Below are 13,484 nucleotides of genomic sequence, written 5' to 3'. Positions count from 1 at the left end.
GTCGTCTCAGGCGCCGCCAATTTCGGCAGTGTCTTTGATCAAATGCGCCGCCAACGTCCGAAGCGGCCCCAACTGCCGGCAGATCAGCGCCAGTTGCGTCTGTACCAGTCGCTGGCCTTCATCGATCTCCTCCGGCATCTGCTCCAGTTCATTGGCCAGTGCTTCCTCTTCATCACTCTGAATCGCAATCGGCTGCTTGCTCGCGAGGCCTTGGGCGATTTCGTCGATGCTGCTCGCCAGTTTCACCCCGGCGCCCTCGATCAAATGCTCACGCACTTCGGCTGGCAGCTGCGTTTCGCGGTGTGCGCCGAGCCCGGACAGGTAACTGAGCAGGGTGTGCGAGAGCACCAGGAAACGGAAACCGACATCGGCTTCCTTTCGGAAATGCCCCGGCTCCATCAGCATGTTCGCCAGCGTCGTCGACAGCGCCGCATCGGCGTTGTGCGCGTTGCGTCGGGCGAGGCGATAGGCGAGGTCGTCGCTCTTGCCCGCGGCGTATTGCTGCATGATCTGGCGCAGGTAGATGCTGTTGCAGGTCAGGGTGTTGGCCAGCACTTTGTTCAGGCGCCGGCCCTGCCAGTCCGGCAGGAACAGAAACACCGCCAGCCCGGCAATCAGACTGCCCAGCAGGGTATCGAACAACCGTGGCAGAAACAGCCCGTAGCCATCGCCGACCTGATTGAAGCAGAACAGCACCATGATGGTGATCGCCGCCGTCGCCAGGGTGTAGCGGGTGGTGCGGTTGGTGAAGAACACCACCCCGGCAGCGATGGCGAAGCACGATTGCACCACTGGGTTGGGGAACAGATCGAACAGCGCCCACGCCACCGTCAGGCCAATGGCCGTGCCGATGATCCGCTGGCCGAGTTTGCGCCGGGTGGCGCCGTAGTTCGGCTGGCAGACGAACAGCGTGGTGAGGATGATCCAGTAGCCTTGCGACGGGTGAATCAGGTGCACCATGCCGTAGCCGATGCTCAGTGCCAGCGGCAGGCGCAGGGCATGGCGGAACAGCAGCGAGGTGGGCGTCAGTTGCGTGCGCAGGCGAATCCAAACGTCCTTGAGATTGCGCGGTGAGCGGTCGAGCAGGCTGCTGTCGGTAGCATCGGCCAGGGCGTCTGGGTTGCTGGCATCGCTGAGCAAGCGGTCGAGGGTGCCGAGGTTGGCCGCCAGGGCGCGCAACGAGCGCAACAGGCCGCGCCATGCCGGGTTGCTCTGGATGCGCAAGTGCTCGAGGGAGGCATGCAGGTCGTTCAGGGCTTCGGCGAAACTGGCGTCATAAATGAACGGCTGGCGCATCTGGATCGACTCCGCCAATGCCCGGCAAGCCTTGCCTTGCTGACGCAGCAGGCGCTGGCAGCGGAACAGCACGTCGCTGTGGAAGAACGCCTCGGCCAGCGCGTTGTAAGGGTAGTGCGACGAACTGGCGCGTTCGTGGATGTCCTGCGCGAGGAAGTACAGCTTCAGATATCGGCTGACTTTCGAGCCCGGTCGACCGTTGCCGACCCGGTGCAGGATGATTTCCTTGGCGGTGTTCAGTGCGGCGACCACCCGGCCATTCTGTTGCGCCAGTTCGAGGCGGCGGGCTTCGACGTCCATCTGCCGGATCGGCTCGAACAACGAGGATTTCAGCTTCAGGTAAAGGCCCAGCTCGCGGAATAGCCGCGCCAGACTCTGCTGCACCGGTTGATTGGAAAACAGCGCCTGCCACAGTACCGACAGCAGGCCGTACCACGCCGCGCCAGCGACCAGCAGCATCGGTTCGTGCCAGAAATCGGTGACCGCGCCCCCGCGCTGATCGACGCCGATCATCGTGTACACCGACAGAATCAGCGTCGCCGAGGCGATCGCGCCGTAACGCTCGCCCAGCGCACCGAGCATGGTCAGGCCGAAACTGGCCAGCGCCAGGGCCACGGCGAAAATGATCGGGTAGGGGAAAAGCAGCTCCACCGACAGCGCGGCGATGCTGAAACATACCAGCGTCACGGCGAGGGCGTTGAGGCGGCCCTGCCAACTGTCGTCGGTTTCGGCCAGGGCGCTGGCGATGATGCCGAGGAACAACGGGATCAGCAGGCCCATTTCATCCTGATACCAGCACAGCGCCATGCTGCCGGTCAGGGCGATGAATACCCGCACGCTATAGCTGAATTTATCCAGCGCCCACAGGCGCCGCAAAGACTGACGAAACGAGGTCGAGGACATGAAGTGCGAAGGCCTTCCGAGGCGATGCCGCTAAATTGAGCCAGTAATGACGCCGACGCAATGGCGCCGAGCACATCTGACAGCAAAAAGTGTTCCTTTTACTTACACCACAAACCCCTGTGGGAGCGAGCCTGGTCGCGAAAGCGGAGTGTCATTCAACAGATATGTCGACTGATATACCGCATTCGCGAGCAGGCTCGCTCCCACAGCTGTGATTTGTGTTGGATCAGACGTACTGCGCCGCCGCGTAGCCGGAGGCCCAGGCCCACTGAAAGTTGAAGCCGCCCAGATGCCCGGTGACGTCGAGCACTTCGCCAATGAAATACAGGCCCGGGCTTTTCAGCGATTCCATGGTCTTCGAGGACACTTCGCGGGTATCGACGCCACCCAGAGTCACCTCAGCCGTGCGATAGCCTTCAGTTCCCGCCGGCGCAACTTTCCAGCTGCCAAGCTTCTCGGCAATCTCCGCCAGTTCAGCGTGGGTGTACTGCTTCATCGGTTTGGAGACAAACCAGTTGTCCGCCAGCAGATTGGCCATCTTCTTGGTGAAGATTTCGCCAAGCAAGGTTTTCAACTCGGTGTTCGGGCGTTCGGCGACTTGCTCTTGCAGCCACGTCGCCGCGTCGTGGTCCGGCAGCAGATTGATCTTCACTGTGTCGCCGGGTTCCCAGAACGAGGAAATCTGCAGGATCGCCGGGCCGCTGAGGCCGCGGTGAGTGAACAGGATGTTTTCGCGAAAGCTCTGCTCGTTGCAGCTGACCAGGCAATCCACCGAGGTGCCGGACAGCTCTGTGCACAAATCCTTGAGCTGGTCGGTGATGGTGAACGGCACCAGTCCGGCGCGGGTCGGCAGCAGTTCATGGCCGAACTGTTTAGCGACCTGATAACCGAACCCGGTGGCGCCCAGCGTCGGGATCGACAAGCCGCCCGTGGCGATCACCAGCGACTGGCATTGAACCTGACCGAGGGTGGTGTCGAGCAAGTAACCGCTTTCGACCTTCTCGATAGTCTGGATCGACGTGTCGAGGTGCAGTTCGACACCGGCCTGATCGCACTCGGTCAGGAGCATTTCGAGGATGTCGCTGGATTTGTTATCGCAGAACAGCTGGCCGAGTTTCTTCTCGTGGTACGGCACGCCGTGTTTGCCGACCAGACCGATGAAATCCCACTGGGTGTAACGCGCCAGCGCGGATTTGCAGAAATGCGGATTCTGCGAGAGAAAATTGCTCGGTTCGGTGTACATGTTGGTGAAATTGCAGCGGCCACCGCCGGACATGAGGATTTTCTTCCCCGCCTTGTTCGCGTGGTCAAGCAGCAACACCTGACGCCCGCGCCCGGCGGCAGTCAGGGCACACATCAAGCCGGCGGCGCCAGCGCCAATGATCACGACTTCGGTAGAGCGCAAAACGGTGTCCTCTTGGTGGGTCGCTACAACACAAACTTTGGGAGCGAGCCTGCTCGCGAAAGCGCTGTGTCATTCAACAATGATGTCGACTGACCGATTGCATTCGCGAGCAGGCTCGCTCCCACAGGGGATCTCCTTTGGATGGAAAATCGCTTAGAGAATGCGTACGCGCAACGAGCGGCCCTTGATCTTGCCGTCGTTCAGGCGCTGCAAGGCCTGCATGGCCACGGTGCGCTCGACAGCGACATAGGCCTGGAAATCGAAGATCGCAATCTTGCCAACCTGCGCACCGGGAATGCCCGCTTCGCCAGTCAATGCGCCAAGAATGTCGCCTGGACGCACCTTGTCTTTACGGCCAGCGCCGATGCACAGGGTGGTCATCGGTGGTTGCAGCGGTGCCAGGCCCTGAGACTTGAGGTTGTCGATCTGATCCCAGTTCAGTGGCGCTTTCTGCAATTGTTCGATGGCTTGCGCACGATGAGCTTCAGACGGCGCGACGAGGCTGATGGCAATGCCTTTCTCGCCCGCACGACCGGTACGGCCGACGCGGTGGATGTGGATTTCCGAATCCCGCGCCAGCTCGACGTTGATCACCATGTCCAGCGCATCGATATCCAGACCACGGGCGGCGACGTCGGTGGCAACCAGCACCGAGGTGCTGCGGTTGGCGAACATCGCCAGCACCTGATCGCGGTCACGCTGTTCCAGATCGCCGTGCAGGCCGACGGCGGAAATGCCTTTGGCGGTCAGGTGATCAACGGTTTCCTGCACTTGCTGCTTGGTGAAGCAGAACGCCACGCAGGACGCCGGACGGAAGTGGTGCAGGACCTTGGTCACTGCGCTCATGCGCTCTTCCGGGGAAATTTCGTAGAAGCGCTGTTCGATCTGCGTGTCGTCGTGGAAGGCTTCAGCCTTGACGGTCTGCGGATCGCGCATGAATTTCGAGGCCAGTTGCTTGATGCCCACCGGGTAGGTCGCGGAGAACAGCAGGGTCTGGCGACGCTCCGGGGTCTTGATGATGATGTCTTCGATGGCGTCGTAGAAGCCCATGTCGAGCATGCGGTCGGCTTCGTCGAGGATCAGCGTGTTCAGACCATCAAGCACCAGCGAACCCTTGCGCAGGTGCTGCTGAATGCGCCCCGGGGTGCCGACGATGATGTGCGCGCCATGCTCCAGCGAAGCGATCTGCGGGCCGAACGACACGCCACCGCAGAGGGTCAGGACCTTGATGTTGTCTTCGGCGCGGGCCAGACGACGGACTTCCTTGGCGACCTGGTCAGCCAGCTCACGGGTCGGGCAGATCACCAGCGCCTGGCAACCGAAGTAGCGCGGATTGATCGGGTTGAGCAGGCCGATGCCGAACGCGGCGGTCTTGCCGCTGCCGGTCTTGGCCTGGGCGATCAGGTCCATCCCCTTGAGGATCACCGGCAAGCTCTGCGCCTGGATCGGCGTCATCTGGGCATAACCGAGTGATTCGAGGTTAGCCAGCATGGCGGCGGACAGCGGCAGAGTATTAAAAGCGGTGGCGATGGTGGTCACGGGACTGGCCTGCAAAACAAAATGTCGCGCAGTGTAGCAGCCCCGTGCCAGTTTCCTCGACAGTTCTGGACGAACAGCCACGTTTATCCAAGTGGCGTTAAACCTGTGGCGAGGGAGCTTGCTCCCGCTGGGGCGCGAAGCGGCCCCCGCTTTTCTACTCAAAAAGCAGGGCCTGCTGCGCAGTCCAGCGGGAGCAAGCTCCCTCGCCACACAAGCCCTTCATCACACATCAGTGTTCGATGTGTTCCTGCGGCCGTTTCGCCCGGCGTCCGTCCTCTTTCGACAGCTGCGAGAAGATCGTTGCCGCCAGCATCGCCATCACGCCGACCGTAACGAAGGTCAGCTGGAAAGCGCCGAGCACGGTTTCCACACCATCGTTGCCGACCTTGGCAGTGAAGCCGCCGAGCAGCGCACCGGCGCAGGCGACCCCGAGGCTCAGCGACAATTGCGCGACCACCGACAGCAAACTGTTGCCGCTGCTGGCGCTGGCATCGTCGAGGTCGATCAGGGTCACGGTGTTCATCGCGGTGAATTGCAGCGAGTTGATCGCCCCCAGCACCGCCAGCAGGCAGAGCAGCAGCCAGTACGGCGTCTGCTCGCTGACCAGGCCCATGCTCGCCAGCATGATCCCCAGTGCCAGCGTGTTGCCGGTGAGGACGATGCGATAGCCGAGGCGTTCGATCAGCGGTCGGGCGACCCACTTGGCGATCATCGCCGCAGCGGCCAGCGGCAACATGCTCATCCCGGCTTGCGAGGGCGAATAGCCTAACGCCACTTGCAGCAACAACGGCACAAGAAACGGCAGGGCACCGCTGCCCAGTCGTGCGAACAGGTTGCCGAGAATGCCGACGGCGAAGGTGCGGGTCTTGAACAGTGACGGCGCGAACAGCGGATTCTCGATATGCCCGGCGCGCAGCCAGTACGCCGCCAGACAGGCCATGCCGGCGAACAGCAGCAACATCACCCGCAGGTGCGGCAAGTGCAATTCGCCAAGGCCTTCCATGGCAATGGTGATGAGGATCATCGCCGCGCCGAACAGTAGAAAACCGAGGCTATCGAAACGCGTGCGCTCAGTACCGCGCAGGTCAGGAATGAATTTCCACACCGCATAACAACCGATGACCCCGACGGGCAGGTTGATCAGGAAGATCCAGTGCCACGTTACGTATTCCACCATCCAGCCGCCCATGGTCGGGCCGATCAGCGGGCCGAGCAGGCCGGGAATGGTGATGAAACCCATGATCCGCACCAGTTCCGAACGCGGATAGGCGCGCAGCACCACCAGCCGTCCGACCGGCAACATCAGCGCACCGCCGAGGCCCTGGATCACCCGCGCCCCGATGAGCATGCTCAGGCTGCTGGACAAGGCGCAGAGCAGCGAGCCGAAACTGAACAGCAGGATCGCACCGAAGAAGATTTTCTTGGTGCCGAAGCGGTCGGCGATCCAGCCTGACGCCGGGATCAACAGGGCGACGGTGAGCATGTAGGCGATGATCACGCCCTGCATGCGCAACGGGTCTTCAGCGAGATCGCTGGCCATGGCCGGCAGCGCGGTGTTGAGGATGGTCCCGTCGAGGGACTGCATGAAGAACGCAATGGCGACGACCCACGGCAACCAGCGTGCGGTGATGGCGTCGAGAGGCGGGCGGTTGGGCATGGAACCTCTGAAGGTGGTTAATCCGGCTTGTCGGTCTGAATGGAACTCTGTGGCGAGGGAGCTTGCTCCCGCTCGGCGGCGCAGCCGTCGTGAATCCGGCCAGCGCGGTATTACTGGAACACCGTGAGCTCCGGTTTTGGGGTCGCTTCGCAACCCAGCGGGAGCAAGCTCCCTCGCCACAGTTGAGTGTGCCCCCCCTCACCGGGGGGCGATTTACAGGGTCAAGGTCAGTCGGCTGACCAACGCTCCCGGCAACAACGCCGACGAGGTATTGCGCTGGCTGTAGGTGCTCGCCGACAGCAGCAGTTCGCGCTCGGTGGTCAACGCTTCCAGCTGCGAACCGAGCAGGTTGTAGGCGCTGTCATCGAAACGCATGGTGCTGACCGGCGCCTGGATCTCGCCGTTCTCGACCCAGAAAGTCGCGAAACGGGTCATGCCGGTCATACGCGCCGCCGGTTGGTCCGAGTAGTTCAGGTACCACAGGTTGCTGATGTACAGCCCGGTGCCCAACTGCTTGAGGATCTCTTGCTGCGACAAATCACCTGCCGCCATGTTCAACGCGCTGGGCATCTCGCCGCCGCCCGCACCGTTCGCCGCCAGACCATATTCGGCAGCGCTGCGCGAGCCGACCAGTTGATCCCCGGCCTTGCCCTCGATGATCAGACGCAGATCGCTGCGCGGATAGCCTTCGGCGGAGAACGCCGGGCTCAGCGACTCACTGACTTTCTCATCCAGCGACAGCAACGGGCTGAATGCCTGATCGCCGACGTAGAGCTTCTGCAACGGACTGCTCTTGCTGGCGATCGATTGCGCCGAAAAGCCGCCCCAACTGAGCATGCCCATGATTTCTTCCAGCGCCGCCGGCGCCAGATAGGCACGGTACTGACCAGGCGCCAGGGTGCGTAACGGTCGGCCGAGAAACTCAAGCTGTTCGCGGGCTTGGGCGAAACGCCTGGCGAAACCCTCGTCGCTCCAGTCGTGCCCGGCGTAACTGGCCTTCACCGCTTCGCCATTTTCATGGAACAGGCTGAAGTCGAAATTGAAGCTGTTGGCTTCATGCCAGCCGAACGCGCCGGCGGAACTGGCGAAACCGCGGCTGATCGGACCGGCAGCATAAAAACCGACCAGGTCGAGACCTTCAGCGGCGGCGCAGATTTGCCCGACGACATCTTCGGTGTCCGGCAGCGGATGCGCTTGTACGTGCGTGCTCTGCCAACTGTTGTGATTGAGCAGCAGATACGGATCCTGCGGCAGCAGCGGCAGGGTTTCGCGCAATTGCTGCAGGCCCTCGGCGAGCCGTTGCAAATCGGCTTCCTGATCCCCGGACAAGGTGATCTGCAGGTCGGCGTGGCGACCGTCGTTGATCAGTTTCAGGCCGACGTTGGCCTGTTGCACCTGCCCGGCCTGGCGCACCTTGGCGTGATTGAAGCGCACGAACGCCGAGGCTTCGGCGGCGTAGCTGAGCGTGAACTGTTCCGGCTCGCGCACGCTGTCGCGCAGCCAGTTGACCATGACCTTGAAGGCGTCGGACTGACGCTTCGAAATGCTCATCAGGCGTCTCCCCCAAACACATCAATGTTGCTGAATACGCAGGCCGGCGAAGCGTGGCCGACGCGAATCACCTGGTTCGGTTCGCCCTTGCCGCAGTTCGGCGTGCCCAGCACCTTGACGGTGCTGGCATCGCCGACGGCGCGCAGGCTCTTCCAGAAGTGCGCGGAAATCGCCCGGTAGTTGGGATTTTTCACCACGCCTTTAAGTTCACCGTTCTCGATCAACTGGCCCCATTCGCAGCCGAACTGGAATTTGTTGCGCGCATCGTCGATCGACCACGAGCGGTTGGTGCTCATCAAGATGCCGTGCTCGATACCGCTGATCATCTGCTCCAGCGTCTGATCGCCGGGCTCGATATTGAGGTTGGCCATGCGGTCGATCGGCGGGCGGTTCCAGCCGCAGGCGCGGCTGTTGGCGACGCCATCGAGGCCGGCGCGATATTGCGACAGCGCTCCGCCCAGTGGCCGCAGCAGCAGGCCGTCGCGAATCAGGAATTGCTTGCTGGCCGCAGTGCCGTCGTCGTCATGGCCGTAGCTGGCGAGTTCTTCGGGAATGTCCGGATCGAAGGTTACGTTGAGCAGCCTGGAGCCGTATTGCAGGCTGCCGAAATCGCTGGTTTTGACGAAACTGGTGCCGGCGTAATTGCGCTCATCACCCAGGATCCGGTCGAGCTCCAGCGGGTGGCCGATGGACTCGTGGATCTGCAGCATCATCTGATCGGGCATCAGCAGCAGATCGCGCGGGCCTTGCGGGGTGTTCGGCGCGAGCAGCAGTTGCAGGGCCTGATCGGCCACTTGCGGGCCGGCACCGACCAGTCCGCAACGGCTGATGACATCGGCGCCACCCTGTTGGCCAAAATTCTCCCGGCCCAGGCTACGGGTCTGGCTGTCGTTGCCGTCGTAGGCCGTGACGTCGAGGCCTGGATAGACGAAGCGCTGGGCCTGACGCAATTCGGCGCCGGCGCTGCTCAGGTAAATCTGCTCGACGTGAGTGATGCCGATGCTCACTTGCCAATTGACCAGGCGCTCATCCTTGGGCACCGAGGCGGATTCCGCGCCGAGCAGCTCGAAGCATTCGCTCAGGGACGGGAAGGGCTGTTCGAGGTTAGGCGAAAAATAATCGGCGCGATCGCTGGAAACCGGCTGCTCGCGCAGATCGAGCAAGGCGTGCGGCTTGAGCCGCCGGGCCTGTTGCTCGGCGCGTTCGACGGCAGCTTGCAGGCCCTGTTGCGAAAGATCGTTGGTCGCCGCGTAGGCTTCGACGCCATTGACCCGCACGGTGAGCATCGCCCCTTCGTCGCGGCGCAGGCTCGGCGGTTCGGCGACGTTCTTGCGCACCGACAGATACTGCCCGGACTCGCGCACATACCGCAGGGAAAAGAATTCAGCGCCCGTGCGCAAGGCAGCGAAGCGCTGCTTGAGCTGGGGGTGGAAATCGAACATTTGGGAACCTCCTTGTAATGGAGTAGCGGCATGGCGACAGCGGGGAGGGGTGAAACGGTTGCGCGAGGTCTAGAGTAGGCCCGCGTGGGGGTAGGATCAAGTGAAGAGGGGGTGTAGGAGGTTTTACTGTGCAGCGGGGGAATTTGTGCTGAATCTGAGGGCCCCTTCGCGAGCAGGCTCGCTCCCACAGTTGAAATGCATTCCAATGTGGGAGCGAGCCTGCTCGCGAAGGTCGCGCCTCGGTCTTACGACTTACTGGGTAACCGGGGTGATATCCCGCATCGGCTTGCCTTTGACCGGCGCGCCGTTCGCGACGTAGTACGCAGCGTTGCTGCGCGGCAGCGGTTTGCGACCACGGATCTTGTCGGCGATTTTCTCCGCCATCATGATCGTCGGTGCGTTGAGGTTGCCGGTGGTGATGATCGGCATGATCGAGGCATCGACCACGCGCAGGCTCTGCATGCCGTGCACACGACCTTCGCCATCGACCACGGCCATCTCGTCGGTGCCCATCTTGCACGAGCAGGACGGGTGGAACGCGGTTTCGGCGTGCTCGCGGATGAACTTGTCCAACTGCTCATCGGTTTGCACGTCGATGCCCGGGCTGATTTCGCGGCCACGGAACGCGTCCAGTGCCGGCTGCTGCATGATTTCGCGGGTCAGGCGGATGCCGTCGCGGAATTCCTGCCAGTCCTGCTCGGTAGCCATGTAGTTGAACAGGATGCTCGGGTGCTGGCGCGGGTCCTTGGATTTGACCTGGACGCGGCCACGGCTCGGCGAGCGCATGGAACCCATGTGCGCCTGGAAACCGTGCTCTTTCACACCGTTGCTGCCGTTGTAGTTAATCGCCACCGGCAGGAAGTGGTACTGGATGTTCGGCCACTCGAATTCCGGACGCGAACGAATGAAACCGCCGGCCTCGAACTGGTTGCTGGCACCGATGCCGGTGCCGTTGAACAGCCACTCGGCACCGATCGCCGGCTGGTTGTACCAGAGCAGCGACGGGTACAGCGAGACCGGTTGGGTGCAGGCGTATTGCAGGTACAGCTCAAGGTGATCCTGCAGGTTTTCACCGACGCCCGGCAGGTCGTGAACCACCGGGATGTCGAGGCTTTCCAGCAGTTTCGCCGGGCCGACGCCAGAGCGCTGCAGAATCTGCGGCGATGCGATGGCGCCGGAGCACAGCAGGACTTCCTTGCGCGCCTTGGCTTCAACGCGCTCTTGCGCGTCGCCGATCAGGTAACGCACGCCGACCGCACGCTTGCCTTCAAACAGAATCTTGTCGGTCAGGGCGTGGGTGACGATGGTCAGGGTCGAACGCTTCTTGGCAATGTCGAGGTAGCCACGGGCGGTGGAAGCACGGCGGCCATTCGGCGTCACGGTGCGGTCCATCGGGCCGAAGCCTTCCTGCTGGTAGCCGTTGAGGTCTTCGGTGCGCGGGTAACCGGCCTGCACGCCAGCTTCCACCATCGCGTGGAACAGCGGGTTGTTGCCGGCCTTTGGCGTGGTCACGCTGACCGGACCTTCGCCACCGTGGTAATCGTTCGGGCCGATGTCACGGGTTTCGGCTTTGCGGAAGTACGGCAGGCAATCGAGGTACGACCAGTCTTCCAGACCCGGCAGTTTCGCCCAGCCGTCGTAGTCCATGGCGTTGCCACGGATGTAGCACATGCCGTTGATCAGCGAAGAGCCGCCGAGGCCCTTGCCGCGACCGCATTCCATCCGGCGACCGTCCATATGTGGCTCTGGATCGGTTTCATAGGCCCAGTTGTAGCGACGCCCTTGCAGCGGGAACGCCAGCGCGGCGGGCATCTGCGTGCGGAAGTCGAGGCGGTAATCCGGGCCCCCGGCTTCGAGCAGCAGAACGGTGACGCCTTCGTCTTCAGTCAGACGGGTCGCCAGGGTGTTACCGGCCGAGCCGGCACCTATGATGATGTAATCGAATTCTTGGGACATTGAATGCACCCTCTTTAAATGTGGTCAGGCTGCCGAGTGGCCACTTGCTGTGGCGAGGGAGCTTGCTCCCGCTCGGCTGCGCAGCAGTCGCAAAGCCTGCAACTGAGTTCTGTCTGGATAACTGCGGTGTCTGCAGTCGGGGCCGCTTCGCAGCCCGGCGGGAGCAAGCTCCCTCGCCACAAGGGCCCCGACTTCAGCGTTGCGGCAGATCAGAACACCGAGACGTAATCGCCCAGCTCGACCTGTACCGATTTGATCCGGGTGAAGTTATTCAGCGAGCTGATCCCGTTCTCACGGCCCACGCCCGACTGCTTGTAGCCGCCGACTGGCATTTTCGCGTCGGACTCGCCCCAGGCGTTGATCCAGCAGATACCGGCTTCCAGTTGATGAATCACGCGGTGGGCGCGGTTCAGGTCTTTGGTGACGATACCGGCAGCCAGGCCGAAGTCGGTGTCGTTTGCGCGGCGGATCACTTCTTCTTCGGTTTCGTAGGAGAGGATCGCCATGACCGGGCCGAAGATTTCTTCGCGGACGATGGTCATGTCGTCGCTGCAATCGGTGAACACGGTCGGTGCAACGAACGCGCCTTTGGCGAATTCGCCGTCGGTCAGACGACCGCCGCCGCACAGGACGCGCGCGCCTTGTTCCTTACCTTTTTCGATATAGGCCAGCACGCTTTCCATATGGGCGAAGCTGACCAGCGGGCCGAAGTTGGTGTTTTCGTCTTCCGGGTTGCCGATGCGGATGCGTGCAACGCGTTCAACGATCTTGGCTTCGAACGCAGCTTTCAGGTGCGCCGGTACGAATACGCGAGTGCCGTTGGTGCAGACCTGACCGGAGCTGTAGAAGTTGGCCATCATCGCAGTGTCGGCGGCGCGATCGAGGTCGGCGTCGTCAAAGATGATCAGCGGCGACTTGCCGCCCAGTTCCATGGTCACGTCTTTCAACGACGAAGCCGAGGCGCTGGCCATGACTTTCTTGCCGGTGTCGGTGCCGCCGGTGAAGGAGATTTTCTCGATGCGCGGGTGCTCGGTCAGCCAGGTGCCGACTTCGCGGCCGCTGCCGGTCAGGACGTTGAACACGCCGTTCGGCACGCCGGCTTCGGTGTAGATCTCGGCCAGTTTCAGGGTGGTCAACGAGGTGACTTCGCTTGGCTTGAAGATCATCGCGTTACCGGCCGCCAGGGCTGGAGCGGATTTCCACAGCGCGATCTGGATCGGGTAGTTCCACGCGCCGATACCGGCGACCACACCCAGCGGCTCGCGACGGGTGTAAACGAAAGAGGTGTCACGCAGCGGGATCTGCTCGCCTTCGATGGCGGGCACCAGGCCTGCGTAGTATTCCAGCACGTCGGCGCCGGTGACGATGTCGACGTATTTGGTTTCGGAGAAGGATTTGCCGGTGTCCAGGGTTTCCAGCGCGGCCAGTTCATCGTTGCGCTCGCGCAGGATGTCGACGGCGCGACGCAGGATGCGCGAACGCTCCATGGCGGTCATCGCGGCCCAGATTTTCTGGCCCTTTTCGGCGCTGACCACGGCGCGCTCGACGTCGTCCTTGGTCGCACGCTGCACCAGTGCGAGGACTTCACCGTTCGCCGGGTTGATGGCTTCGAAGGTGGCGTCGCTGCCGGCATCGGTATACGCGCCATCGATGTAGAGTTTTTGCAGTTCGAAACGGGCCATAGTGTCCTCGCAAGTGCATTGGTGGTTGGCGTTGACCACCGCGATGACGCTGC

At 62.3% G+C, this 13,484-nt stretch carries 8 protein-coding genes; all 8 read right to left on the bottom strand.

Annotation, left to right across the window (positions count from 1 at the left end; genetic code table 11):
• Positions 1–6 precede the first annotated feature (6 nt).
• The 8 genes from yccS to betB all read right to left on the bottom strand — a co-directional run bounded on the left by yccS (position 7) and on the right by betB (position 13,431).
• Positions 7–2,199 carry a YccS family putative transporter gene (gene yccS / locus LIS66_RS24925; protein WP_227973227.1) on the bottom strand — a complete coding sequence of 731 codons (2,193 nt, stop codon included), beginning with the start codon at positions 2,197–2,199 and terminating at the stop codon, positions 7–9.
• Positions 2,200–2,425: 226 nt separating this feature from the next.
• The gene (locus tag LIS66_RS24920) at positions 2,426–3,604 is read right to left on the bottom strand and encodes an NAD(P)/FAD-dependent oxidoreductase (protein ID WP_227973226.1); all 1,179 of its coding nucleotides are present in this window, start codon (positions 3,602–3,604) and stop codon (positions 2,426–2,428) included.
• Between the two features lie 153 nt (positions 3,605–3,757).
• Positions 3,758–5,143 (bottom strand): ATP-dependent RNA helicase DbpA, encoded by a 1,386-nt coding sequence (gene dbpA, locus LIS66_RS24915; protein WP_024014613.1) that lies wholly within the window; start codon positions 5,141–5,143, stop codon positions 3,758–3,760.
• Positions 5,144–5,372: 229 nt separating this feature from the next.
• The gene (mdtD, locus tag LIS66_RS24910; protein ID WP_042606617.1) at positions 5,373–6,800 is read right to left on the bottom strand and encodes a multidrug transporter subunit MdtD; all 1,428 of its coding nucleotides are present in this window, start codon (positions 6,798–6,800) and stop codon (positions 5,373–5,375) included.
• 213 nt (positions 6,801–7,013) lie between these two features.
• A complete protein-coding gene (locus LIS66_RS24905; protein WP_042606618.1) occupies positions 7,014–8,351 on the bottom strand; it encodes a TldD/PmbA family protein in 1,338 nt (445 codons plus the stop codon).
• The gene (locus tag LIS66_RS24900) at positions 8,351–9,793 is read right to left on the bottom strand and encodes a TldD/PmbA family protein (RefSeq protein ID WP_042606619.1); all 1,443 of its coding nucleotides are present in this window, start codon (positions 9,791–9,793) and stop codon (positions 8,351–8,353) included. The genes LIS66_RS24905 and LIS66_RS24900 overlap by 1 nt, the downstream gene beginning before the upstream one ends.
• 252 nt (positions 9,794–10,045) lie before the next feature.
• Positions 10,046–11,749 (bottom strand): choline dehydrogenase, encoded by a 1,704-nt coding sequence (gene betA, locus LIS66_RS24895; RefSeq protein WP_227973225.1) that lies wholly within the window; start codon positions 11,747–11,749, stop codon positions 10,046–10,048.
• A gap of 209 nt (positions 11,750–11,958) precedes the next feature.
• Positions 11,959–13,431, bottom strand: a complete 1,473-nt coding sequence (betB, locus tag LIS66_RS24890) for a betaine-aldehyde dehydrogenase (protein WP_227973224.1) — start codon at positions 13,429–13,431, stop codon at positions 11,959–11,961.
• Positions 13,432–13,484: the final 53 nt, after the last annotated feature.

Origin of the sequence: Pseudomonas sp. HN2 (genome assembly GCF_020736465.1) — a bacterium.
GTDB classification, from domain to species: domain Bacteria; phylum Pseudomonadota; class Gammaproteobacteria; order Pseudomonadales; family Pseudomonadaceae; genus Aquipseudomonas; species Aquipseudomonas moraviensis_A.
This window is presented reverse-complemented; position numbering and strand designations above follow the sequence as displayed.

What these genes read in the sequence shown, in the direction of transcription:
- yccS (WP_227973227.1), bottom strand. Translation starts at nt 2,199, where the DNA reads ATGTCCTCGACCTCGTTTCGTCAGTCTTTGCGGCGCCTGTGGGCGCTG.
- mdtD (WP_042606617.1), bottom strand. Translation starts at nt 6,800, where the DNA reads ATGCCCAACCGCCCGCCTCTCGACGCCATCACCGCACGCTGGTTGCCG.
- LIS66_RS24905 (WP_042606618.1), bottom strand. Translation starts at nt 8,351, where the DNA reads ATGAGCATTTCGAAGCGTCAGTCCGACGCCTTCAAGGTCATGGTCAAC.
- LIS66_RS24900 (WP_042606619.1), bottom strand. Translation starts at nt 9,793, where the DNA reads ATGTTCGATTTCCACCCCCAGCTCAAGCAGCGCTTCGCTGCCTTGCGC.
- betA (WP_227973225.1), bottom strand. Translation starts at nt 11,749, where the DNA reads ATGTCCCAAGAATTCGATTACATCATCATAGGTGCCGGCTCGGCCGGT.
- betB (WP_227973224.1), bottom strand. Translation starts at nt 13,431, where the DNA reads ATGGCCCGTTTCGAACTGCAAAAACTCTACATCGATGGCGCGTATACC.